This window comes from Streptomyces sp. NPDC051104, assembly GCF_040682835.1.
GTDB lineage: Bacteria > Actinomycetota > Actinomycetes > Streptomycetales > Streptomycetaceae > Streptomyces > Streptomyces cynarae.
Genome location: NZ_JBFBBS010000009.1, coordinates 257679 through 279537 on the forward strand (window position 1 = coordinate 257679; position 21859 = coordinate 279537).

Consider the following 21859-nt stretch of genomic DNA (forward strand, 5'->3'; position numbering starts at 1 on the left):
GTGCATGTGGCAGAAGTGAAGCCGTCGACAAGCGCCCGCTGGGTGCTCCCGCTGGTGGCACGGGGCGAGGACGAGCCGGACGGGGCTCCCGCACAGTGGCACCGCGTTCTCACGTTGCTCGCCAACATCAGCCTGTTGATCGGCACGCGCAACGTGTGGAACAGCGCCGCCAGCCATCAGCCGCCGATCGCCGCGGTGATCTCCGTCTGCTACGCGTCGATCCTGGTGACGGGCGTCCTGACGCTGGTGGTGCGGCGCAGCCGCTCGCTGGCGCGCCTGGATGTCGTGGTCCTGGTGACGGCGATCACGCTCGTCTACTGCGCGGCCGGCGCGCTGCACGACTACAGCGACGAGTCGATCCTCACCATCCAGGCCGCGCGCGAACTACTGCACGGCAACCCGGTGTACGGGCAGGCTTGGCCCTGGCTGTTCGGGCACCACAGCACCGTCGCCTACACCCAGACGGTGGACGGCGGCTACGACTTCACCTACGGCTATCCGCCGTTGACCGCGATCCTCACCGCGCCGCTGCTGTGGATGGGCCACGGCGCGCTCCCCGAGGTCCTGGTCCCCACCACCGCGATCGTGCTCGGCACGATCGTCATGTGGAAGATGCTGCCGACGCCGTGGCGCTCGGCGGCCACCATGGTCTGCCTGGGCTTCGGCATGATCCCGATGTACGCCCGGCTCGGCTACCCGGCGATCGTCGCGCTGGCGTTCCTGATCCCGGTGGTGGTGCGCTGGACGCGGATGGGCACGGGCGGCCCGGCCGACTGGGCGCGGGCGGCCTGCCTGGGCGCGGCCTGCGCCAGCCAGCAGCTGCCGTGGTTCCTGACGCCGTTCCTGCTCGCCGGCGTCTACGCGTTGCGGCGCGGCGAGCTGGGGGCGCGTGAGGCGGCGCGCGCCCTGGGGCGGATGGTGGGCATCGCAGCCGGAACGTGGCTGCTGATCAACGCCTACTTCATCGTGACCGAGCCGCGCACGTGGATCGAGGGCATCGCGCTGCCGCTCACCCAGGGCGCGATCATCCACGGCCAGGGCCTGGTCGGCATCTCCCTGTACTACACCGACGGAAGCGACCGCCTGTCCTGGTACTCGCACGCGAGCATGCTGCTGGCGGCGGGTCTGCTGGCTCTGTTCGTGCTGTTCGTGCGCCGGCTGGGTCCGGCGGCGACCGTGCTTCCCTGGTGCGCGTTCTTCCTGGCGACCCGTTCGCAGGACGGCTACTACCTGATGATGACGCCGCTGTGGCTGGCGGCCGCGGTCACCGTGCCGCCCTCCGCGTTCGCCACCGCCTGGCAGCCCCGGCTGCTGCACGGCCGGCGGACGGCCCGCACGGTGCTGGCCGGGGCCCTGGTGGCGCCGGCGCTGGTGGCCGCGACGGTGGCGGCGACCGGTAAGCCGCCGTTGCGGATGCAGGCCGTCGGCTCGACCCGGACGACCCCTCAGACCGTCAAGACGCTCACCGTCCGTGTGAACAACACCGGCGACTCCGCCGTCGAGCCCCACTTCGCGGTGACCACCGGCCAGGGCATCAGCCGCTATTGGAAGGTGCTCCAGGGCCCGTCGGCCGTCGGCGCCCACGCGGAGGCGACGTACCGGATCCAGGCGCCGGGCAAGGGCTTCGCGGTGCCCAAGAAGGGCACCCGCATCCGGCTGCGGGCCTTCACCGCGTCGCCGATGACGCTGTCGAGCCAGGACATCCACCTGCCAGCGCAGAAGGTCCCGGCTCCGCACAAGAAGTGACGCATCGTCAGATCACCGTCAAGTCACCTGTTTGAGCAGTTCGTTCACCACAGGATCGATCACCCGGTAGCGGACGATCCGCCCCTCCTTCTCACCCGCCACCACCTCGGCCGTCCGCAGCAGCCGCAGCGCCTGCGAGACGGCCGGGTCGTTCATGCCCGTCGCCACAGCCAGGTCGGAGACGGCGAGCGGCCCGGCCCGGTGCAGGGCCAGCAGCAGGGCGAGCCGGCCGGGGTCGGCCAGCAGCGAGAAGCGGTCGGCCCAGGTGCGTACGGCCTCGGGGGCGCCGATGGCCTCGATGGCCTCGCAGACCCGGTGGCCGTCGATGGTGCGCCTGCCGGCGCGGTCGGCGGGGACGAGATGCATGCGCACATTCTCCCAGGTGCCCTGTGTGATCTTCGATACCTACGGATACCTGCGCAACTGTGCAGTCTTGCAGGCGTCGCCGCCCCCGCCCTAAGGTGGCCGGGCCGTGGTGTTCGGGAAGACCGGTGAAAGTCCCCAGGGACTCAGGCCGGAGCGGCCCTCGCCACTGTGATCGGGGAGTTCCCGTCCCGTGCCGCCCGCCTCCAGCGGGTGGCGCCACTGGTTGTGGCGGGGCCGGGGAGGTACGGGTGCGTTCCCGCGTCGTCCGGTGCGTGCTATCGGCATGCCGGGAGGCGTGGGGGCGTGCTCGTACCTCCCCGGCCCCGCCGGCCGGGAAGGCAGGGGCGGGCGCGTTGATCCGTCAGCCAGGAGACCGGCCACGGCATCTCACGAAGTGATCCACGAGGTGCTGGAGCGTGACCGTATGACCCTGACCGACCCTGCCCTGCCCGAGGCCGCCTCCTTCCGTTGGCGGCGCGAGGACACCCTGCGGACCGCCGGGCTGCTGGCGGTGATCGCCGCCCTGCACGTGGCCGCGTTCGGCGTGCTGTTCCTTCTGGTGGTGCCCGAGCACTACGAGATGGGCTCCAAGGCGTTCGGCATCGGGCTCGGCGTCACCGCGTACACGCTGGGCATGCGGCACGCCTTCGACGCCGACCACATCGCGGCCATCGACAACACCACCCGCAAGCTGATGGCGGACGGCAAGCGTCCGGTGTCGGTGGGGTTCTGGTTCGCACTCGGGCACTCCAGCGTGGTGGTGGTGCTCGCCGCGCTGATCGCCGGGGGCACCCAGCTGGCCGGGCGGCTGATGGACGAGAACTCCCGTACGCACCAGGTGCTCGGCGTGCTGGGCACGACGATCTCCGGCTCGTTCCTCTTTCTCATCGCGGCCCTCAACCTGGTGGCGCTGATGGGCATCCTGCGGGTGTTCCGGGCGATGCGGGCGGGGACGTACGACGAGCAGGAGCTGGAAGCCCACCTGGATTCCCGGGGGTTCATGAACCGGATCCTCGGTCGCTTCACCAGGTCCATCAGCCGCCCCGGGCAGATGTTCCCGCTCGGCTTCCTGTTCGGCCTGGGCTTCGACACCGCGACCGAGGTCACGCTGATGGTGATGGCGGGCAGCGGGGCGGCGGCCGGGCTGCCCTGGTACGCGATCCTGTGCCTGCCGCTGCTGTTCGCGGCCGGGATGAGCCTGTTCGACACCCTCGACGGCACGTTCATGAACTTCGCCTACCAGTGGGCCTTCTCGAACCCGGTGCGCAAGGTGTTCTACAACCTCACCATCACCGGGCTGTCGATCGCGGTGGCCTTCCTGATCGGCACGATCGAGCTGGTCGGAGTGCTGCACGACAAGCTGGACCTGCGGGACGCGGTGACGGGCTGGATCGCCGGGCTCGACCTCGACAACGTGGGCTTCGTCATCGTCGGGCTGTTCGTGGTGGTGTGGGCGGCGGCCCTCACGTACTGGCGGCTGGCGAAGGTCGAGGAGCGCTGGGCTCCCCGCCCCGCCGACGGCAGGTGACGCCGGCGGGGCGGGGGGCCGGTCACTCGGACGAGGGCGTGCGAGAGGTGCCGGGGGACCCGGCGGTGCGGCCGCGGGTGAGGGCGAAGCCCGCGGCGGCCAGCCCGAGCACGCCGACGACCAGACCGGCGATGCCGAGCCCGCGGGCGGTGGAGTCACTGGTGGCCGCGGCCTTCGTCGTGGCGGCACTCGGCTTCTCCTCGGTGCCCGCGGGTGCCGCGGTGGAACCGCCGCCCTCCGCCGTGCCCTTGGCGGTCAGCTGGAGCACCGGCGCCGGGTTCTCCGGCTCGTCCTGCCCCTTCTGGGCCTCCTCGATCCAGCGGACGACATTTCCGTCGGAGTAGGTCTGCAGCGTCTTGAACGTCAGCTGGTCGGCGTTCTCCGGAAGTTGACCGAAGGCGACGTTGAAGTCCTGGTACTGGCCGTGCCGGATGCGGCCGCCGGTCCAGGTGATCTGGGAGACCGCGTCGGTGATGGTGCCGTCGTCCGTCTTGACCGGGGTCTTGAGCTTGGTGGTGGTCACCTGCGCCGTCCAGCCGTCCTGCGGGCTGACCAGCACGCCCAGGATCGGGTGGTCGGTGGGCAGGAAGACCTGCACCTTGGTGGTCGCGGCGGTGTCCTCCTCGTTGGGCACCCGGAAGGTCAGCACACCGTCGGTGGCGCCCTTGGCGTAGCTCTCGGGGTGGACGGTGACATGGGCGAAGGCCGCGCCGGCCGCGGTGAGGACACCGGCGGCGGCGAGTGCGGCGACGGTGGTGGCGCGGCGCAGGGTGGTACGCATCGGGGACATGGGTGGGCAAGCTCCGTACTGGTGCCGGGGGTTGGGGGGTTCAGACGGTGTACGGGACTGCCGGGGGCGGGCCGCGCCGGTGGAGGGCGTGGCGGAGCAGCGCCTGTCCGGGGAGCCGGGGTCGGCGGGCGTAGGGGCGCGGCGGCCTGACGTACGCGGGCAGCGGTGCCGTACGCCACCGGACGGCGAGGCGCGGGACGAAGGCGGCGGCCTTGCGCAGCAGCGACCACAGGGCGGCCTCGCCGCGCCGCAGGCACCAGGAGGCCAGCAGGGCGGCGGCCAGGTGCGCGGCGACGGCGTGCGAGGTCATGGCGTGCGCCGGGGCGGCCATGGGCATGTCGCGCGCCATGCCCGGCATGCCCATCGGCATCTGTGCCGGCCCGGCCGCGTCGAAGGCGAGATGGAGCCCGCCCTGGACGAGGAGCATCGCGAGGGCGATGCCGGGCAGCGAGCGCTCACGCCCGGCGAGCGCCGCGCCGGCGGCGAACACGGGCAGGAACCCCGCCGCGTCCGCCCACACCGGCGGCATCGCGCCGGTGGCCAGCGTGTGTCCGCCGACGGCGAGCAGCACGCACACGACGGCGAACACCGCCGCGCGCAGGCTCCGCACCGTCCAGGACACGTCCATGGGGTGGGATCCTGCCACGCGGACACCCGCGATCATGTCCGTTTCCGCAGATCCGGCGTGCCGCGGCGGCGCGGGGGCGCGTTGCGGAGGGGATGGCGCGGGCGCCTATCGTGGCGCGCATGCAGTCCTACACAATCGGCCAGGCCGCCCGGCTGCTCGGGGTGAGCCCGGACACCGCGCGGCGGTGGGCGGACGCGGGGCGGATGGCGACCCGGCGCGACGAGAGCGGACGGCGGGTCATCGACGGCAGGCACCTGGCCGCGTTCTCGGTGGAGCTGGCGCGCGGCGGCGCCGACGAGGAGGACGCCCCCTCGTACACCTCGGTCCGCAACGCCTTCCCAGGGATCGTCACCGCCGTGAAGCTGGGTGACGTGGCCGCCCAGGTGGAGATCCAGGCGGGCCCGCACCGCCTGGTGTCCCTGCTGACCCGGGAGGCCGTGGAGGAGCTGGGCCTGGAGGTCGGCATGGAGGCCACGGCCCGGGTGAAGTCGACGAACGTCCATATCGACACGGCCTGAGACCGTCGCCCGACGACACCTCCGTACGAACGCACATGCGCACTCTCATTGCCCGGGAGCGCAGCTTGTGCGATGCGACGGAACGCTTACGGGTCGCACCTGCGCCAGTATGATCGGCCTATCGGAGGGTGTCCCTGCTCCCTCCTGGACCAGCAGAGGGAGTGGACCCGTGATGACCCGTTCCGCGCGCCGGCCCCGTCGGATGGTGCAGGTGGCCGGTGCGGGGGCCGCCGCGCTGCTGGCCCTGAGCGCCTGCTCCTCCTCATCGGGCTCCCCGAAGACGGCGGAGTCCGCCGCGGCCCCGTCGCCGAAGCCGTCCGGCACGGTCACCGTCTTCGCCGCCGCCTCCCTCAAGGAGAGCTTCACGACCCTGGGCAAGCAGTTCGAGAAGGAGCACCCCGGCACGAAGGTGTCCTTCAACTTCGGCGGCAGCGACACCCTCGCCGCGAGCATCACGGGCGGCGCCCCGGCGGACGTCTTCGCCGCGGCCAGCCCCAAGACGATGGCGATCGTGTCGGACAAGAGGGACACCACCGCCGCCCCGGTGACCTTCGCGCGCAACCAGCTGGAGATCGCCACCCTGCCGGGCAACCCGGACAAGGTCTCCTCCCTGAAGGACCTCACCGGGTCCGGCCTGAAGGTCGTCCTGTGCGACAAGACAGTGCCGTGCGGGGCCGCCGCACAGAAGGCACTGGCCGCGAGCGGTCTGAAGCTGACGCCGGTGTCCTACGAGCAGGACGTCAAGAGCGCCCTGACCAAGGTGGAGTTGAAGGAGGCCGACGCGGCGGTCGTCTACCGGACCGATGTGAAGGCGGCGGGTGACAAGGTGCGGGGCGTGGAGTTCCCCGAGTCGGCCGAGGCCGTCAACGACTACCCGATCGCCCCGCTGAAGGACGCGCCCAACCCCGAGACGGCGAAGGCGTTCATCGCGCTGGTGACCTCCGCCGAGGGCCGCAAGGTGCTGGCCGAGGCCGGGTTCCTGCAGCCGTGACCCGTATCGACGCGACCGACGCCGCGGCCGACACCCTGGTGGGCGGACCGCGGCGCGGACGTGTCCCCCGGCCCGGTGTTCCGCTGCCGCTGCTGCTGCCCGCGCTCGTGGGCCTGGCGTTCCTGCTGCTGCCGCTGGTGGCGCTGCTCGTGCGGGCCCCCTGGCACACCCTGCCGGACCAGTTGACCAGCGCGGAGGTGTGGCAGGCGTTGCGGCTGTCCCTGGTGAGCGCCACCGCGGCGACCGCCGTGAGCCTGGTCCTCGGGGTGCCGCTGGCCTGGCTCCTGGCCCGTACGGACTTCCCGGGCCGGGGATTCGTGCGGGCCCTGGTGACCCTGCCGCTGGTGCTGCCGCCGGTGGTGGGCGGTGTGGCCCTGCTGCTGGCGCTCGGCCGCAACGGTGTGGTGGGGCGGTGGCTGGACTCCTGGTTCGGGATCACGCTGCCGTTCACGACGGCCGGTGTGGTGGTCGCCGAGGCGTTCGTGGCGATGCCGTTCCTGGTGATCAGCGTCGAGGGCACGCTGCGGGCCGCCGATCCGCGCTACGAGGAGGCCGCGACGACACTCGGCGCGTCCCGCTTCACCGCGTTCCGCCGGGTGACGCTGCCGCTGATCGCGCCGGGTGTCGCGGCCGGCGCGGTGCTGGCGTGGGCGCGGGCGCTCGGCGAGTTCGGGGCGACGATCACCTTCGCGGGCAACTTCCCGGGCCGCACGCAGACCATGCCGCTGGCCGTCTACCTGGCCCTGCAGAACGATCCGGCCGCGGCGATCGCGCTGAGCCTGGCGCTCCTCGCGGTGTCGATCGCGGTCCTGGCGGGGCTGCGGGACCGCTGGATGACGGCGTCATGACCCACACCGACCGGGCCACCCCCCGCGGCACCGCCACGGGCGTGCGCGCCGACGGCCTCGACGCGCGGATCGTCGTCGAGCGCGGTTCCTTCCGGCTCGACGTGGCGCTGGCCGCCGCTCCCGGGGAGGTGGTCGCGCTGCTCGGGCCCAACGGCGCCGGGAAGACCACCGCCCTGCGCGCGCTGGCCGGACTGGTCCCGCTCTCCGGAGGTCATCTGCGGCTCGACGGGGCCGCGCTGGAGCGCACTCCGCCCGAAGGGCGCCCCGTCGGTGTCGTCTTCCAGGACTACCTGCTCTTCCCGCACCTGTCGGCGCTGGACAACGTGGCCTTCGGCCCGCGCTGCCGGGGCGCGTCCAAGGCCGAGGCGCGGGCGGTCGCCGCAGGGTGGCTGGAGCGCATGGGGCTCACCGAGCACGCGGGCGCCAAGCCGCGCCGGCTCTCCGGCGGCCAGGCCCAGCGCGTCGCGCTCGCCCGGGCGCTCGCCACCCGGCCCCGGCTGCTGCTGCTCGACGAACCGCTCGCCGCGCTCGACGCCCGCACCAGGCTGGAGGTGCGGGGCGGGCTCCGCCGCCATCTGGACGAGTTCGAGGCGGTGGCCGTGCTGGTCACCCACGATCCGCTGGACGCGATGGTCCTGGCCGACCGGCTGGTGGTCGTGGAGCACGGCCGGGTCGTCCAGGAGGGCACCCCCTCCGACATCGCCCGCCGTCCGCGCACCGACTACATCGCCCAGCTCGTCGGGCTCAACCTGTACCGGGGGACGGCGCAGGGACACACGGTACGGCTCGGCGCCGGCTGCTCGATCACCACTTCGGAGGACCTGTCCGGACCCGTCTTCGTGGTGTTCCGGCCGAGTGCCGTGACCCTCTACCGGGACCGGCCCGACGGCACCAGCGCGCGCAACCTGTGGCGCTGCGAGGTGGCGGCGCTCCAGACGCACGGCGACCAGATCCGCGCCGACCTCACCGGTGAGCTGCCCCTGGCCGCGGACCTGACCACCGTCGCCGCCGCCGAACTCGGCCTGCATCCGGGCGCCACGGTGTGGGCCACGGTCAAGGCGGCACAGACGCACGCCTATCCGGCCTGAGGCGCGGCTCGAGACGTATCCGGCCTCAGGCGCGGACCAGGCGTATCCGGCCTCAGGCCCGGACCAGGCGTATCCGGCCTCAGGCCCGGACCAGGCGTATCCGGCCTGAGACGTGTCCGGCCTGACGCGCCGTCCGGAGACGGCCCGCGCATCCCGCTACCGTGGGACCGGCCAGGACACCATCAGCCATTCCCCACATTCCGCGAGGGCCGCCCATGAACCTGAGCATCCGCAACCAGATTCCCGGCACCGTCACGTCCGTCACGCCGGGCGAGGTCATGGCGGCCGTCAAGGTCAGGTTGAACGGGGGGCAGGACGTCACGGCGGCGGTCACCGCGGAGGCCGTGAACGAGCTGGACCTCGCTCCGGGCGCCTCCGTGTACGCCCTGGTCAAGTCCACGGAAGTGGCGCTGGCCACCGCGGCGGTGGAGGGGGTTTCCATCCGGAACCAACTGCCCGGTACCGTCGACCGCGTCACCACGGGCGATGCCATGGCGTCGGTGAAGGTCACGATCGTGGGCGGGACGCTCACGGCCGCGATCACCAGGGACGCCGCGGAGGACCTCGGTCTCCTGTCCGGCTCCTCGGTCGTCGCGCTGATCAAGTCCACGGAGATCTCACTCGCGACACCCTGAAGGGAACGTTCGCCACCCGATCATCGTCTACAGTTCCGTAGACGTCTACACGAATGTAGTCAGCCGCCGGGTGGCGCCGCGTCGCGCCCGGTCTCCGCACCGGAAGGGCTCGCGACGATGGCCACCTCCTTGTTCCTGGGATCACAACTAGCGGTGAACGTGCTGGACGCCCAGTCACTGCTCGCCGCTTTCGGGGTGCTGGGCGTGGGTGTGGTGATGTTCGCGGAGACCGGCCTGCTGATCGGATTCTTCCTGCCCGGGGACTCCCTGCTGTTCACGGCGGGCCTGCTGTGCACCGGCTCCGGGCAGCAGGGGGTGAAACTGTCGCTGCCCGCGCTGCTGGTCGCCGCGGCCGTGGGCGCGCTCGCCGGGTCGCAGTGCGGTTATCTGCTCGGCCGCAAGGCGGGCGGCGCGCTGCTGGCCCGCAGCCGCTCGGCCCGCCTGCACGAGGGCGCGCGCCGCGCCGAGGAGCTCCTGGATCGGTACGGACACGCGAAGGCGATCGTCCTGGCCCGCTTCGTCCCCGTGGTGCGCACGGTGCTGAACCCGATGGCGGGCGCGCTGCAGGTGCCGGTGCGGACCTTCACCGTCTGGCAGGTGGTCGGCGGCCTCCTCTGGAGCCTCGGCCTCACCCTCGCCGGGTACGCGCTCGGCTCGTCGGTGCCGAACGTCGACAAGTACCTGCTGCCGATGGTCGCGGTGATCGTCGTGGTCTCCCTGATCCCGGTCGCCCTGGAGGTCCTGCGCTCCCGCCGGGCCGCGAAGGAGGGCGTCCGCGGATGACGTACGCCTTCGACGGTGCCCCGATCGACGGCTGGGCCTACACGGACGTGGTGGACCTGGCCCGCCGTACCCCCTCCTGGCTGGACGCGCTGATCTCCGCCTGGTCGACGTACGGGCTCGGGGTGTTCGCCGTGCTGATGGTCCTCGCCTGGTGGCGGGCGCGCCGCACCGGCTCCCGGGCCGCGCTGCTCGCCCTGGCGGTGCCGCTGCTGGTGGTGCTGGCCTACGCCGTGAACTCCGTACTGAAGCTGCTGGTCCGCGAGGACCGGCCCTGCCAGAGCCTGCACGTGGTCACGCTGGAGGCGTGTCCGGCGCCGGGCGACTGGTCGTTCCCGAGCAACCACGCGGTGATAGCCGCGGCGGCCGCGGTCGCCCTGTTCCTCGTCTCGCGCCGGATCGGGTACGTCGCTCTGGTGGCGGCCGGGGCGATGGCGGTCTCCCGGGTCTGGGTCGGCGCCCACTACCCGCACGACGTGGTGGCCGGGTTCATGGTCGGCGCCCTTGTCGCGTCGCTCACGATGATCCCCCTGAGCCGCTGTCCGTACGCCCTGGCCCACCGCCTGGAGACCACGCGGCTGCGTCCCCTGCTGGTGGCGTCCACGGCGACCGACCGGGACACCGCCCCCGAGCGGACGGCCACTCCCACGTAGATCCGGGCCCGTGCGTCACAGGTTTCGTCGTCGGCCGCTCGGCGGGCACCACTGTCACAGCACCCTGCGCCGTACCAGCAGGCCCAGCACCAGCAGCCCCGGCAGCAGCGGCAGCCAGACCGTCAGCAGGCGGTAGCCGAGGACCACGGAGGCCGCCGCTGAACCGGGTGCGCCGCTGAGCGAGAGGGCGAGGGCGAGGGCGGCGTCCAGCCCGCCGATGCCGCCCGGGGTCGGCAGCAGGACCGCCGCGCTGCTCGCCACGAAGTAGGCCAGCGCCACCCGCCCGGGCGGCAGCGGCACGGCGAGGGACCGGGTCACCGCGATCACCACCAGCGCGTGCAGCGACGCGAAGGCGAGCGAGCCGCCCCACAGGGCCAGCGCCCGCCCGGGCAGCCGGTGCACGGCCCGTACGTCCGCCAGTACGGCCCCGGCGGCACGGCGCACCGGCCCGATCAGCAGCAGCGCGAGCGCGGCGGCCACCAGGACGGCGGCCACCACCAGAACCGTGGAGGCGCGCGGCAGGCGCAGCAGCCCGGGCACGGCGAGCGCGAGGAAGGCGATCAGCGCGCCGCGCGCCATGCCCCCGGCGGTGGCCTTGACCGCGAGCGCGGTCGCCGAGCGGGTCACCGGCAGCCCGCAGCGGGTCAGGAAGCGCAGGTTGACGGCGCCCGCGCCGACGCCCGCGGGCAGCAGATGGTTGGCGGCGGACGCGGCGAACTGCACGGCCACCAGCCGCCCGCCGGGCAGCGCCTCGGGCACCGCGCCCTGCTGGGCGAGCGCCGAGCACGCCCAGGTCGCCGTCGCGGCCGTCGCCCCGAGCACCAGCCAGCCCGGGTCGGCGCCGGTGAGCCGGTCCGCGCCGGACGCGATCACCGGCCAGTGGCGCAGGGCGAGCAGGGCCGCGGCGGCGAGCACGGCGAGGGTGAGAGCCGCCTGCCAGTGGGCCCGGCGGCGCAGGATTCCGGCCCCGGTCCGGGCGGTCGCCGCCACCTCGGTGTCCGGCGCCGCCTCGGTGGCCGTCGGAGGGCTCATCCGCGTCCGCCCCTCGCCGTCGGCGAGACGAGGATGCGGACCCCGTCGACGGTGTGCGCCTTCCAGCCGCGCGTGTACGACGGCGGGCGGCCGGTGGGGGTGCCCAGGTACGCGACGGGGATGCGCCCGGCGGTGCTCGCGATGCCCGCGGCGGTGGTGTCGGCGTTGTGGCCGCTGGTGGCCGCGGAGGCGCAGCCGGCGTAGAAGGCGATGGGCACGGCCTCGTTCCCGGTGAGCAGGCAGGGCGGACGGACCCCGAGCCGGTGCAGTTCGGCTGCGGTGCGGGACCAGCCGCGGTGGTCGGCGGTGGTGCGGGCCACCGTGCGGTGCAGCACCGCGAACTGGACCGCCAGGTGCCCGGCGAGCCCGATCGCCACCAGCGTCGCGGTGACCGGGCGCCACCGGCCGTCCCGCCCGGTGACCAGGTGCAGGAGCGCGTCGGCGACGGGGATCGCGAGCAGGGCGTAGGAGGGGAGCAGGAAGCGGGGCGCAGCGTAGCCGATGAGGAAGAGGTACGGGAAGGCCGCCGTCGCCGCGCACGTCAGGGGCACCAGGGTGCGGGAAGGGGGTGCCGGGCGGCGGGCCCGGAGTGCGACGGCCGCCGCGAGCACGGCGAGCAGGGGCAGCACGAACCACCAGGCGGTCACCGCCGGGTTGGGCAGTGGGCCCGCGCACGGGCGGCACAGGGCGCGCCCGCCGAGGCTGCGCAGCTGGTCGCCTATGGCGACGCTCCAGCCCAGGCCGCCCTGTATCCGCGAGCCCTCGGCGAGGCGGTGCGTGAGGCCGCCGTAGTCGACGTAGGCCTCGATGATCCACTCGGCCGCGCCGGCGACGAGCCCGCCCACCAGGGCCAGCAGCAGCCGCAGTCGGCGCCACCGGGGGAAGAACAGCGCCAGGGCCAGCAGCGGCGCGGTGATCCAGACACCGTCGGTGGGCCGCATCCACGTCATCAGCGCCGCGCCCGCGGCGAGTCCCCACAGGGCCGCCCTGTCGGTGCTGTCGGCGTGGGCGCGCAGGAAACAGCCGATGCCGGCCAGCGCACCGATCGCGACCCAGTAATTGGGCATGACCTGCGGGCCGTAGAACAAGGTCACCCACAGGCTAGCGAACAGGGCGCCCCCGAGGGCGAGGACGCGGGGCGGGAACAGCCCCCGCCAGACGCGCAGCGCGACGAACAGGGCGGCGGAGGAGAGCACCGCCAGATAGACCCTGAGCAGTGCGGTGGAGGAGGACCACCAGGTGACGGGGGCGACCAGCAGGGATATGCCCCGCGCGCGGGGGGCGCTGAAGTACGCGGCGGGGGCGTGGGCGCTGATCTGGCTGACATAGACCGTCTCGTCCCAGCCGAGTCCCATGCCCGGCCGTACGAGGACGAGCTGGGCCAGCGCGAAGGCGCCCGCGACCGCTGCGATCAGGCCCTGGCCGCGGTCCCGCCACGACATGCCGGCGACCGACGGCGCTGCGAGCCGGCGGACGCCTGCGAGCGTGGTGCGCGAGCTGTTGGCCATGACCCACCTCTCACCCCTACGGGCCGCAGGGGCATCACACCCTACAAGCCGTAGGGTCGACGATGGAAATCAGGAAAGAAGCAGGTAAAACACGGACAAGCTAACGCGCGCGGCCACGGGGTGCAGCGCGAAAACGGCGGTCACCCTGCCTGCCCGTGGGCGGACTTGCTCCGATGGAGTGAGTCGGGCCGTGGCGGTGCGCGGGCGGCGCGGCTCCGCCCCACCGCTGACGATCCCCCTACGCGCTGTAAGGTTGCGGGCATGGCCGGCAGAGGCCCTGGGGGCAGGGCGGAACGACGCAGCAGCGGTGAACTGGAGAGCGAGGTGCTCGCGACGCTGTGGGCCACCGAGGAGGCGCTCACCCCGGCCGAGATCCAGGCCGAGATCGGCGGCGGCCTCGCCTACAACACGGTGCACACCATCCTCAAACGGCTGTACGACAAGGGGCTCGTGCTGCGGGACGTGGACGGGCGGCGCGGCGCGTACCGGCCCGCGAAGAACGCGGCCGAACTGACCGCCGAGGCGATGCACGAGGCACTGGACCGCGGCCCCGACCCGATCGCCACGCTCCAGCAGTTCGTCTCCGGCCTCAGCCCCGAGGAGGAACAGGCGCTGCGCGACCTGCTCGGCGGGCGCCCCCTCCCCCAGGGTGGTGGCGCATGAAGATCGACGTCTACATGCCGCTCCTGCTGTCGCTGCTGCTGGCCGCCCTCAGCCCGCTGGTCGGCCGACGGGTGGCGCCCACGCTCGCGGCCCGGGTGCTGACGGTCTCCGCCGTGTTCACCGCGGCCGCCACCGTCTGGTCGCTGGTGCTGCTCGCGATCACCCTGGTGGGCCAGGTGCCGCCGGTCGCCGCGGACGCCCGTGAGGACGGCCACCGACTGCCGGACCAGGTCCCGGAGGCGATCGCCGTCGCCGCGATCCTGGCTCTCACCGGGGTGGCCCTGCGCGTGTACCGGGCCGTTCGCACGGAACGCGTGACGCGCCGCACGCTACGGGCACTGTGCGCCGGACAGCCGCCGGACACGGAACTGGTCGTCGCCGCCTCACCCGTGCCGCGGGCGTTCGCCATCCCCGGCAGTGGCGGCGCGCCTGGCCGGATCCTGGTCACCTCGGCGATGCTGAGCGCGCTGGAACCGGCGGAGCGCCGGGTGTTGCTGGCGCACGAGCGGGCGCATCTGACCCACCGGCACGCGCTCCTGTCGACGGCCGTGGCGCTCGCCGCCGCGGCCGATCCCCTGCTGGCGCCCGTCCGCACCACGGTGACGTTCCTGGTGGAGCGGTGGGCGGACGAGCGGGCGGCCGACGCGGTCGGGGACCGTGGCACCACGGCCCGCGCCCTGGCGCGCGCCGCGCTCAGCGCCGGGCGCCGCGCTCCGGTGCGCGCGTTGACCTTCACCGACCGCGCGGTCACCCGCCGCATCGCCGCCCTCCAGGCGGGGCCGCCCCCACGCCTGTGGCCGCTGGCCGCGACCACACTGGCGCTGGGCGCCCTGCCGGCCCTGGGGGCGGCGGACGCCACGGGGGATCTGCTGCGACTGCTGGGGCACGCACTGGCGTGACACGGCTCAGCCCGTCAGGGGTCCGAGGCCGCGTCAATCTCCAGACGGCGCCCGGGAGCTCAGCGGGCCGTGTCGCTCTCCCCCACCGGGCGGGCCGAGGCCGTCTCCCCGGGGGCCGCCTGGATCAGGCGCTGCGCCGACGGCTCGGCCGAGGCGGACTGCGCGGTGTCGCCGTCCTCCTTCATGGCCTTGGCCTCGCTCTTGAGGATGCGCATCGACTTGCCCAGCGCGCGAGCGGTGTCCGGGAGCTTCCTGGAGCCGAACAGCAGGATGATGACGATCGCCACGATCAGCAGATGCCAGGGTTCCAGGCCGTTGCGGAGCATCCCCGCCCACCCCTTCTCTACCTCGGACCGGGGTGCCCGCCGGGCGCGTGGCACCACCTGAGGTTGTTGCTACATTGCGCAACTGTACAACCATCAGGCGGGGCCGGTCGTCCCCTCCGTATGAGTCTCACGGATGAGGGCGCAGCCATGCCGACGAGCCGCCAGGCCACCCCGTCCCGCCACCGCCGCGGGAGCGAGCCCCCGAGCCACCGCGGCGGTGCCGCACGGCGCCGCAAGCGGGGCACACTGCGCATAGCCCTGGCCGTCGCCCTCACCGTCGTGGTGCTCGGCACGGCCGGCCTGGGATGGATCTACCTCAAACTGAACGGCGCCATCGACACCTTCGACGCCGGGGGGCTGTCCGAGAACCGGCCGGAGGCCGGGGTGTCGAAGGGCGAGAACGTCCTCGTCATCGGCACGGACGCGCGCACCGACGGCAACTCCGCGCTCGGCGGCGGCGACAGCAACGACATAGGCCGCTCCGACACCACCTTCCTGCTGCACATCTACGCCGACCACCGGCACGCCGTCGCCGTATCGATCCCCCGCGACACACTGGTGACCATCCCGCCGTGCAGGCTCCCGGACGGCGGGTGGACCAAGGCGCAGCCGAACACGATGTTCAACGCGGCCTACTCGGTCGGGGAGACCGCCAAGGGCAACCCCGCCTGCACCCAGAACACCGTCGAGAGCCTCACCGGGCTGCGCGTCGACCACACGGTCGTCGTCGACTTCAAGGGCTTCGCGGCCCTGACGGACGCGGTCGGCGGGGTGCAGGTGTGCGTGCCGCAGGACGTGTACGAGAACGATCTGAACCCCAACCTCAGCACCCGGGGTGCGCTGTTGTTCAGGAAGGGCGTGCAGACCGTGTCGGGGCAGAAGGCCCTGGACTACGTGCGCATCCGGCACGGCATCGGGGACGGGTCGGACATAGGCCGGATCAGGCGTCAGCAGGCGTTCGTGGCCGGTCTGATCAAGAAGGTGAAGAGCGACGGGCTCACCCCGGCCAACCTGCTGCCGCTCGCCGAGGCCGCCACCAAGTCCCTGACCGTCGATCCCGGACTCGGCTCGGCGAAAGCGCTGATCTCCTTCGCCATGTCGCTGAAGGACGTCGACCTGCAGAACACCAAGTTCGTCACCATTCCCTGGCGGTACGTCGGCGAGCGCGTGGCGATCGTCGAGCCGGACGCGTCGGAGCTGTGGGCCGGGCTCAGGGCGGACCGCACGATCGACGGCAAGGACGCCGCCGGCACCAAGGGCAAGGCCGCCGCCTCCGCCTCACCGAGCCCCAGCGCGGACGTTTCCGGGGCCGGCATCGACGTCGCGGTCTACAACGGCACCACCACCGGCGGCCTGGCCTCCCGCGCCGCGGCGACCCTGACCCGGCAAGGCTTCACGGTCACCGGCACCGCCAACGCGAGCAGCCAGGACCACGCCGCCACCGTCATCGAGTACGGCACGGGCCTGAAGACCCAGGCCGAAACGGTCGCCCGGCTCTTCCCCGGCGCACAGCTGAAGCCCCTCACCGGCGCGGGCATCGATGTCGTCCTGGGCCGGACCTATGCCACCGCCGCCCCCTCGGCCTCCCCCACACCCACCGCCCTGCCCTCCTCGGTGGCGGCCGACGCCCGCTCCGCCGACGACGACCCGTGCTCCGACCTCTCGTACGGGTGACAGAACGTCAGGGTCTTTCGTTTGGATCAGGCCGGATCAGGGAGCGGGGCCTGGTGCGTGCAGCTGCGAGGCGGAGGAGGGAGTCAACGCGACGGAGGTCCCCCCGCGCGAGCGTGTTCGAGCGTGGGGGAGTCGGCGACCGACGACAACGCCGCTGGGGGTGCCCCCACGCCGTCAAGGCAGTGGGGGAGTGCGTGCCAGGCCCCGCAAGCCCGGCATGATCCAAACGAGAGGGCCCTAGGCGCCGACCGCCTGGCCCGCCTTCGTCCAGTCGGCGTGCAGGCGGTCGAGGTAGGAGCGGGCCTGGGTGCCCGGGGCCGCCCCGCGCGCGAAGGCGAGCATGTTGCCCACGCCGGCGTTGTAGCCGAGGGCCAGCAGGTCGTCCTTGGTGTAGGAGGCGGGCCAGGTGGCGGGCAGTTGCGCGGCCAGGTCGTGCAGGTACCAGGCCGCGGACTCGATGGCCAGGTCCCGGTCGTCGGGCAGTTCCTCCCAGCGGCGGCCGACGAAGTCCCGGCCCTGTTTGACCGCGTCGAAGGTGGCGCGGTGCATGTTGGCGATGCCGAAGGAGGCGTCCGGTTTGTACTTCTGCCACGCCCGTTCCAGGGCCGGATCGTGCGGTTTGTAGGCCTCGTTGTAGAGGATCGCCATCAGCAGCCGGGCGTCGACCCCCGCCTGGCGGGCCCGGGCCCGGACCTGCGGGGCGTAGTCGGCCGGGTCGTACGCCGACGCGCTCTTCGACGCGGACGGACTCGGAGAGGGGGAGGCGGAGGACGGGGGGGCGGGGGTGGACGCAGCGGCCGGGGGCGGCGCGCTGGACTGCGGGGTGCCGGCGGCTCGGACGATGACGTACAGGGCGAGGGCCAGCACCAGCACGGGAAGCCACTTGCGCCGCAGCCGGGACTCGGCCATCTCTCGCCCCTCTCCCCCTGCTCCTTCGCACCCGGGGAACCGGCGGGCACCCGACGCACGGCGTGCCCGTACCGAAACGTACTCCCGCCCCTTCTACACCCGGCGCATTAAGGCCCGTGTGAGCGACAGTCGGTGGCGTGCGCGGGGCACGGGCCCCGAGGTCCCCTCCGGTCCCGCCGCCCGCACCGTCAGTCTTCGTAGTAGTTGTTGACCACGACCTCCGGCTCGTCGTCGTCGAACGCCTCGTTGAGCAGCGCACCGCCGATCAGTCCGGCCGCGCCCGCACCGATGAGCGCGCCCGTGCCGAAGCGGCGGCCGCCCCCGTGCTGGTGGTGGTCCGCGTACTGGTCGGGGTGACCCTGCTGCGGATACCCCTGCTGCACGGGCTGCGGGTAACCTTGTTGTACGGGCTGGGGATAACCCTGCTGGGGCGGGGTGTAGAACGGCGGCACCGTCGTCTGCACGCGCTGCGCACAACTGCCGCAGGTCTGGATCTGCCGGGGCACGCCCCACTGCGGCGACCAGGTCACCGTCGTCGTACCGGGGCCGTGGGCCGGGTCGAAGAAGCACGTCACGGGTGAACTCCCTGGGGGTTGCGGCGGCGCGGTGACCGGCTGTGGCTGCGGGGCGGTGGTGGGGGCGGACGGAAACGACGGACCGGTCTTCGCTGCGGACTCCGGGACGGTGACGGGTGGCGCCGGGCTCGCGCTCTCCTTCAGCACGTTCACGCCGTAGTCGGTGGCGATGCCCGCCAGTCCGGAGGCGTAGCCCTGGCCGACGGCACGGAACTTCCACTCCGCGCCGTGCCGGTACAACTCGCCGAAGACCACAGCGGTTTCCGCGCACAGACCGGCGGTCGCAAGGTCGTAGCGGGCCAGTTCGGCACCGCCGTCCTCGTCGACGACCCGGATGTGGGCGCCGCCGAGGTACTCGAAGACCTGGCCGCGGGCCGGGGCGTCGTAGAGCGACACCAAGAAGACGATCTTCGCGACCTCACCCGGGACTCCCATGAGGTCGACGTGGATCTGCTGGTCCTCCCCGCCGACCGGGCCGCCGCTGCCGGAGTGGCGGACCGAACCGTCCGGGCTGCTCAGGTTGTTGAAGAAGACGAAGTGCTCGTCGGACAGCACCTTGCCGCTCCGGTCGCACAGCAGTGCCCCGGCGTCCGGCTCGTAGCCCGTGTCCGCCTGCCAGCCCAGTCCCACCGTCACAGCAGTCAGGCCGGGGGCCTGCTTGCTCAGCGACACGTTGCCGCCCTTGGTCAGGGCCACACCCATCGACGTCCTCCACGGCCATGTCGTCGTCCGCGTCCACCATGATCGACGCTTCCGGACGCCCATCAGTTCCCGGATTGCGCAAGAGACAAAGCAAGCGAGGGGGGCCGTCACCCGGGCGGCGCCATGCGGGCCGTCCGCGGGCGGACCAGGGGCGTGCGGGCCCACCGCAGGCGGACCAGGGGCATGCGCGCATCACGATGCGCACCCCTCCGGCCACGACCCCGAGGACCTCTCCGCGGTCACCGCATCCGCCTCGGCCCGGTCGCCGGCGCCCGCCCGGCCCGGAGCGCGGCTCGCCCAGTATGGGCGGGGCCTCCGAGGGATCCGCCCCCGACATCGCCGCCCGGGGCCCGACGCGACCCGATCGACGCCATCGCCCCGCAATCGGCGGTCCAAGGATCCTGACGACGCGTCGCGTGACGCGCGAATTGCCTCAACAGACCTGATGAGACAACCAAGTTGAATGTCCGTCGAACATGCCTTCGTACCCGGAGTGGCCGGCCTCCCGGGCGTGCGGAGACCTGATGCCACGTCATCGGAGCGACGAGTGCGGCACATCGATGTCCGGACACGCTCCCCACGCGTCCATTCGTGGTCGGACTAGTACTAACGGGTGTGCTGCCGACCGGGTTACTTTTCGGCCCGCAGGCACCCAGAGGGAGTACGAGCTCGCTCGCTTGCCGTGTTCTGCGGTGGTGAGAGGCGGTCCTCGGGTTGAAGGTGATCACGTCACCACTGCGATTTCCCGTGCCGACGTGGTGTCGGCCTTCGTGGTGGCGATGAAAGGACTACCTCTCATGCGAGCGACCCGGACCATGTTCGCCTCCGCGGCGATCGCCGCTGCCGTCGTGTTCTCCGCTCCCGCCGCGTACGCCCTGTCGGCGCCCGAGCTTCGGGCCGCGGACGGCGGTTCCTACGGCGGCGAGGAGCACGGCGGCCACAAGGGCAAGGAGCACGGCCACCACAAGGGCGAGGAATCCGACGACGAGGAGCGCGGCGGCAAGAGCGAGGAGTACAAGGGCGAGGAGTCCAGGGGCGAGGAGCACGGCGGCAAGAGCGAGGAGGGCGAGGAGTCCGGCGGCGAGGAGCACGGCGGCAAGAGCGAGGAGCACGGCGGCAAGAGCGAGGAGTACGGCGGCAAGAGCGAGGAGCACGGCGGCAAGAGCGAGGAGTACAAGGGCGAGGAAAAGGGCGAGGAGGGCGAGAACGACAAGGGTGGAGAGTCGAAGGGCAAGGAGCAGGGCGGTTCGAAGGACAAGCCGCGCGGTGGGGTGAAGGCCGGTGGCGGGGCCCTGGCCATGGCCAAGCAGGAGGAGGGCGGCTGGTCGGGCGAGGACGAGCAGTTCTCGCAGGACGACGAGCAGGGCGGCGAGCGCGCCCATGGTGGCTCGCGGTCGAAGGGCGAAGAGGAGGAGAGCGCGAGCAGCAGCGAGGAGCGCGGGTCGAAGAAGCCCCGCGGTGGGGTGAAGGCCGGTGGCGGCGGGCTGGCGGAGTCCGGCAGCGGCCTGGCCGCGGGCTCGGTGCTGCTCCTCGGCGGCCTCGGCGCGGGGGCGTACATGCTGCGGCGCCGGGGCGCGTCGAGTGTCGCCGGTGCCTGATCGGCGGGCTCTCGCCGATGGCTGCGCGGTCGCGGCCGCTGTCGCCCTGGGAAGGGTGACGGCGTCCGCGGCTGCGGCGCTTGTGCCGGCCGCTGCCGGCACCTGAAGTCCGACCCTAGCCCCCGTCGATGAAGAGGCATTGTCCGATGGCCCCCTCGCAGCCCACCCCACCGGATCGGCCGCGGAGCGGACCCGCGCCCCGCCGTACCGCCGGCCGAGCACTGCTGTGGCCGGCCGTGGCGGTGGGGCTGGGCGTTCTGCTCATCCACAACTCACTGACCGGCACCCCGGCGGACCCGAAGCCGGCGGCCCCGCCCGCGGTCGCCGTCTCGCCCGCGAATCTGGACCCTCCCGTGGACGCCGCTCCGCCCGTGGACGCCGCCCCGCCCGCGGCCGTCACCCCGGTGGCTCCCGGGCCGGACGCGACGGCGAGCCCTCAGAAGCAGGGGCTGCCGCGGTCGGCGCCGAAGCGGATCGAGATTCCGCAGATCGGGGTGGACGCGCCGTTCACGGAACTCTCCTTGGGGGCCTCCGGGCACCTGAACCCGCCGCCCGGGAACAAAACCAACCTGGTCGGCTGGTACCGGGGCGGCGCCTCGCCGGGCGAGCGGGGCACGTCGATCGTGGTGGGGCATGTCGACACCAAGACCGGCCCGGCGGTGTTCGTACTGCTCCGCACCCTCAAACCGGGCAGCAAGGTGGACATCACCCGTGCGGACGGCACTGTCGCCAGGTTCAAGGTCGACTCGGTCGACACCTTCAGCAAGGCCGGCTTCCCGGACAAGCGGGTGTACGCCGACGCTCCGACCCCTCAGCTCCGGCTGATCACCTGCGGTGGCGACTACAACCGCAGCGCCCACGACTACGAGGCCAACGTGGTGGTGTTCGCCCATCTCGTCTCGGTCAAGCGCCCCGCGGCATGACCACGCGGCGGGGCGGACGGGCGGCCCGGGACACCTGGTGACCGCTCGTCCGTGACGCGGTGCTGTCCGCGCCTGCCTCTCGGCCCGGCGCGGACAGTGCCGTTCGTGTTGTCGGTCAGTCGTCGAGGGTGACGACGACCTTCTCGGCAGCACCCGGCGTCAGTGCCGGCTCGAAGGCGCGGTCCGCCTCCGTGAAGGGCACACGGTGACTGATCAGCTCGGCGAAGCGGTTCCGGTGCTCCACGAGTTCGGGGGTGACCTCGAAGATCTCGGTGGGATAGCCCTGGGACGCGATGAGGGTGAGCTCGCTGCGGAGCATGCCGCCGAGGTCGATCTCGGAGCCCTTCAGACCATCAGGCCGTCAGGCCGTAAGGCCCCCGTGCCGATCACACGTCCATGCCCGGTGAAGTACGCGGCCTGCCCGCTCCGGGCAACGCCGTTCAAGACGGTGATCCCGGAGAAGAAGGACCAGGCCGCCA

The 21859-nt window shown here is 72.8% G+C and carries 21 protein-coding genes and 2 pseudogenes; 14 read left to right on the forward strand and 9 right to left on the reverse strand.

The window, feature by feature from the left end:
- Positions 1–42: 42 nt before the first annotated feature.
- Entirely contained in the window at positions 43–1746 is a 1704-nt protein-coding gene (locus AB0N14_RS16780) for a hypothetical protein (RefSeq protein ID WP_366026420.1), read from the forward strand.
- Between the two features lie 18 nt (positions 1747–1764).
- Here AB0N14_RS16780 and AB0N14_RS16785 read toward each other — a convergent pair whose 3' ends face one another.
- The gene (locus AB0N14_RS16785) at positions 1765–2112 is read right to left on the reverse strand and encodes a metalloregulator ArsR/SmtB family transcription factor (RefSeq protein WP_200418426.1); all 348 of its coding nucleotides are present in this window, start codon (positions 2110–2112) and stop codon (positions 1765–1767) included.
- 424 nt (positions 2113–2536) lie between these two features.
- Between AB0N14_RS16785 and AB0N14_RS16790 the strand changes: the two genes are divergently transcribed.
- Entirely contained in the window at positions 2537–3640 is a 1104-nt protein-coding gene (locus AB0N14_RS16790) for a HoxN/HupN/NixA family nickel/cobalt transporter (protein ID WP_366026393.1), read from the forward strand.
- 22 nt (positions 3641–3662) lie between these two features.
- Here AB0N14_RS16790 and AB0N14_RS16795 read toward each other — a convergent pair whose 3' ends face one another.
- Both AB0N14_RS16795 and AB0N14_RS16800 read right to left on the reverse strand, forming a co-directional pair.
- Positions 3663–4430 (reverse strand): YcnI family protein, encoded by a 768-nt coding sequence (locus AB0N14_RS16795; RefSeq protein WP_366026394.1) that lies wholly within the window; start codon positions 4428–4430, stop codon positions 3663–3665.
- Positions 4431–4470: 40 nt separating this feature from the next.
- A complete protein-coding gene (locus tag AB0N14_RS16800) occupies positions 4471–5058 on the reverse strand; it encodes a hypothetical protein (RefSeq protein WP_366026395.1) in 588 nt (195 codons plus the stop codon).
- 119 nt (positions 5059–5177) lie between these two features.
- Here AB0N14_RS16800 and AB0N14_RS16805 point away from each other — a divergent pair, with 119 nt between their 5' ends.
- The 7 genes from AB0N14_RS16805 (at position 5178) to AB0N14_RS16835 (ending at position 10571) form a co-directional block, all read left to right on the forward strand.
- Positions 5178–5576: a helix-turn-helix transcriptional regulator gene (locus AB0N14_RS16805; protein WP_366026396.1), complete on the forward strand. Its 399-nt coding sequence runs from the start codon at positions 5178–5180 to the stop codon at positions 5574–5576.
- A gap of 172 nt (positions 5577–5748) precedes the next feature.
- Complete coding sequence (modA, locus tag AB0N14_RS16810; protein WP_366026397.1) at positions 5749–6567, forward strand: molybdate ABC transporter substrate-binding protein; 819 nt, start codon at positions 5749–5751, stop codon at positions 6565–6567.
- A complete protein-coding gene (modB, locus tag AB0N14_RS16815) occupies positions 6564–7415 on the forward strand; it encodes a molybdate ABC transporter permease subunit (protein ID WP_366026398.1) in 852 nt (283 codons plus the stop codon). The genes modA and modB overlap by 4 nt, the downstream gene beginning before the upstream one ends.
- The gene (locus AB0N14_RS16820) at positions 7412–8503 is read left to right on the forward strand and encodes an ABC transporter ATP-binding protein (protein ID WP_366026399.1); all 1092 of its coding nucleotides are present in this window, start codon (positions 7412–7414) and stop codon (positions 8501–8503) included. Before modB ends, AB0N14_RS16820 begins: the two co-directional genes overlap by 4 nt.
- A gap of 215 nt (positions 8504–8718) precedes the next feature.
- Positions 8719–9138, forward strand: a complete 420-nt coding sequence (locus tag AB0N14_RS16825) for a TOBE domain-containing protein (RefSeq protein WP_366026400.1) — start codon at positions 8719–8721, stop codon at positions 9136–9138.
- 117 nt (positions 9139–9255) lie between these two features.
- A complete protein-coding gene (locus AB0N14_RS16830) occupies positions 9256–9921 on the forward strand; it encodes a DedA family protein (RefSeq protein WP_366026401.1) in 666 nt (221 codons plus the stop codon).
- Positions 9918–10571 (forward strand): phosphatase PAP2 family protein, encoded by a 654-nt coding sequence (locus AB0N14_RS16835; protein ID WP_366026402.1) that lies wholly within the window; start codon positions 9918–9920, stop codon positions 10569–10571. The genes AB0N14_RS16830 and AB0N14_RS16835 overlap by 4 nt, the downstream gene beginning before the upstream one ends.
- 54 nt (positions 10572–10625) lie before the next feature.
- Here the strand turns inward: AB0N14_RS16835 and AB0N14_RS16840 are convergent, their stop codons facing one another.
- Both AB0N14_RS16840 and AB0N14_RS16845 read right to left on the reverse strand, forming a co-directional pair.
- Positions 10626–11603 (reverse strand): lysylphosphatidylglycerol synthase transmembrane domain-containing protein, encoded by a 978-nt coding sequence (locus tag AB0N14_RS16840; protein ID WP_366026403.1) that lies wholly within the window; start codon positions 11601–11603, stop codon positions 10626–10628.
- Positions 11600–13111 (reverse strand): hypothetical protein, encoded by a 1512-nt coding sequence (locus AB0N14_RS16845; RefSeq protein ID WP_366026404.1) that lies wholly within the window; start codon positions 13109–13111, stop codon positions 11600–11602. Before AB0N14_RS16845 ends, AB0N14_RS16840 begins: the two co-directional genes overlap by 4 nt.
- A gap of 261 nt (positions 13112–13372) precedes the next feature.
- Here AB0N14_RS16845 and AB0N14_RS16850 point away from each other — a divergent pair, with 261 nt between their 5' ends.
- Both AB0N14_RS16850 and AB0N14_RS16855 read left to right on the forward strand, forming a co-directional pair.
- Positions 13373–13774 (forward strand): BlaI/MecI/CopY family transcriptional regulator, encoded by a 402-nt coding sequence (locus AB0N14_RS16850; protein WP_366026405.1) that lies wholly within the window; start codon positions 13373–13375, stop codon positions 13772–13774.
- Positions 13771–14673 carry a M48 family metalloprotease gene (locus AB0N14_RS16855; protein WP_366026406.1) on the forward strand — a complete coding sequence of 301 codons (903 nt, stop codon included), beginning with the start codon at positions 13771–13773 and terminating at the stop codon, positions 14671–14673. The genes AB0N14_RS16850 and AB0N14_RS16855 overlap by 4 nt, the downstream gene beginning before the upstream one ends.
- Before the next feature lie 59 nt (positions 14674–14732).
- Here the strand turns inward: AB0N14_RS16855 and tatA are convergent, their stop codons facing one another.
- Positions 14733–14999 (reverse strand): Sec-independent protein translocase subunit TatA, encoded by a 267-nt coding sequence (gene tatA, locus AB0N14_RS16860; RefSeq protein WP_366026407.1) that lies wholly within the window; start codon positions 14997–14999, stop codon positions 14733–14735.
- Positions 15000–15146: 147 nt separating this feature from the next.
- On the opposite strand from tatA, the gene AB0N14_RS16865 reads away from it, so the two are divergent.
- On the forward strand, positions 15147–16673 hold the full coding sequence (locus AB0N14_RS16865; RefSeq protein WP_366026408.1) for an LCP family protein: 1527 nt from the start codon (positions 15147–15149) through the stop codon (positions 16671–16673).
- Positions 16674–16910: 237 nt separating this feature from the next.
- Here AB0N14_RS16865 and AB0N14_RS16870 read toward each other — a convergent pair whose 3' ends face one another.
- Together AB0N14_RS16870 and AB0N14_RS16875 are read right to left on the reverse strand one after the other, a co-directional pair.
- Complete coding sequence (locus AB0N14_RS16870; protein WP_366026409.1) at positions 16911–17582, reverse strand: lytic transglycosylase domain-containing protein; 672 nt, start codon at positions 17580–17582, stop codon at positions 16911–16913.
- Positions 17583–18301: 719 nt separating this feature from the next.
- A pseudogene (locus AB0N14_RS16875) lies at positions 18302–18859 on the reverse strand (TerD family protein); the annotation flags it as partial.
- A gap of 797 nt (positions 18860–19656) precedes the next feature.
- Here AB0N14_RS16875 and AB0N14_RS16880 point away from each other — a divergent pair.
- Together AB0N14_RS16880 and AB0N14_RS16885 are read left to right on the forward strand one after the other, a co-directional pair.
- The gene (locus AB0N14_RS16880; protein ID WP_366026410.1) at positions 19657–20457 is read left to right on the forward strand and encodes a hypothetical protein; all 801 of its coding nucleotides are present in this window, start codon (positions 19657–19659) and stop codon (positions 20455–20457) included.
- Between the two features lie 146 nt (positions 20458–20603).
- The gene (locus tag AB0N14_RS16885; protein WP_366026411.1) at positions 20604–21380 is read left to right on the forward strand and encodes a class F sortase; all 777 of its coding nucleotides are present in this window, start codon (positions 20604–20606) and stop codon (positions 21378–21380) included.
- 115 nt (positions 21381–21495) lie between these two features.
- Here the strand turns inward: AB0N14_RS16885 and AB0N14_RS16890 are convergent.
- A pseudogene (locus tag AB0N14_RS16890) lies at positions 21496–21720 on the reverse strand (theronine dehydrogenase); the annotation flags it as partial.
- Between the last annotated feature and the right edge of the window lie 139 nt (positions 21721–21859).

Coding starts and splice junctions, on each gene's coding strand:
- tatA (WP_366026407.1), bottom strand. CDS start 14,999: ATGCTCCGCAACGGCCTGGAACCCTGGCATCTGCTGATCGTGGCGATC.
- AB0N14_RS16790 (WP_366026393.1), top strand. CDS start 2,537: ATGACCCTGACCGACCCTGCCCTGCCCGAGGCCGCCTCCTTCCGTTGG.
- AB0N14_RS16845 (WP_366026404.1), bottom strand. CDS start 13,111: ATGGCCAACAGCTCGCGCACCACGCTCGCAGGCGTCCGCCGGCTCGCA.
- AB0N14_RS16805 (WP_366026396.1), top strand. CDS start 5,178: ATGCAGTCCTACACAATCGGCCAGGCCGCCCGGCTGCTCGGGGTGAGC.
- AB0N14_RS16835 (WP_366026402.1), top strand. CDS start 9,918: ATGACGTACGCCTTCGACGGTGCCCCGATCGACGGCTGGGCCTACACG.
- AB0N14_RS16820 (WP_366026399.1), top strand. CDS start 7,412: ATGACCCACACCGACCGGGCCACCCCCCGCGGCACCGCCACGGGCGTG.
- AB0N14_RS16800 (WP_366026395.1), bottom strand. CDS start 5,058: ATGGACGTGTCCTGGACGGTGCGGAGCCTGCGCGCGGCGGTGTTCGCC.
- AB0N14_RS16855 (WP_366026406.1), top strand. CDS start 13,771: ATGAAGATCGACGTCTACATGCCGCTCCTGCTGTCGCTGCTGCTGGCC.
- modA (WP_366026397.1), top strand. CDS start 5,749: ATGACCCGTTCCGCGCGCCGGCCCCGTCGGATGGTGCAGGTGGCCGGT.
- AB0N14_RS16840 (WP_366026403.1), bottom strand. CDS start 11,603: ATGAGCCCTCCGACGGCCACCGAGGCGGCGCCGGACACCGAGGTGGCG.
- AB0N14_RS16880 (WP_366026410.1), top strand. CDS start 19,657: ATGCGAGCGACCCGGACCATGTTCGCCTCCGCGGCGATCGCCGCTGCC.
- AB0N14_RS16870 (WP_366026409.1), bottom strand. CDS start 17,582: ATGGCCGAGTCCCGGCTGCGGCGCAAGTGGCTTCCCGTGCTGGTGCTG.
- AB0N14_RS16865 (WP_366026408.1), top strand. CDS start 15,147: ATGCCGACGAGCCGCCAGGCCACCCCGTCCCGCCACCGCCGCGGGAGC.
- AB0N14_RS16825 (WP_366026400.1), top strand. CDS start 8,719: ATGAACCTGAGCATCCGCAACCAGATTCCCGGCACCGTCACGTCCGTC.
- AB0N14_RS16885 (WP_366026411.1), top strand. CDS start 20,604: ATGGCCCCCTCGCAGCCCACCCCACCGGATCGGCCGCGGAGCGGACCC.
- AB0N14_RS16850 (WP_366026405.1), top strand. CDS start 13,373: ATGGCCGGCAGAGGCCCTGGGGGCAGGGCGGAACGACGCAGCAGCGGT.
- AB0N14_RS16785 (WP_200418426.1), bottom strand. CDS start 2,112: ATGCATCTCGTCCCCGCCGACCGCGCCGGCAGGCGCACCATCGACGGC.
- AB0N14_RS16795 (WP_366026394.1), bottom strand. CDS start 4,430: ATGTCCCCGATGCGTACCACCCTGCGCCGCGCCACCACCGTCGCCGCA.
- AB0N14_RS16830 (WP_366026401.1), top strand. CDS start 9,256: ATGGCCACCTCCTTGTTCCTGGGATCACAACTAGCGGTGAACGTGCTG.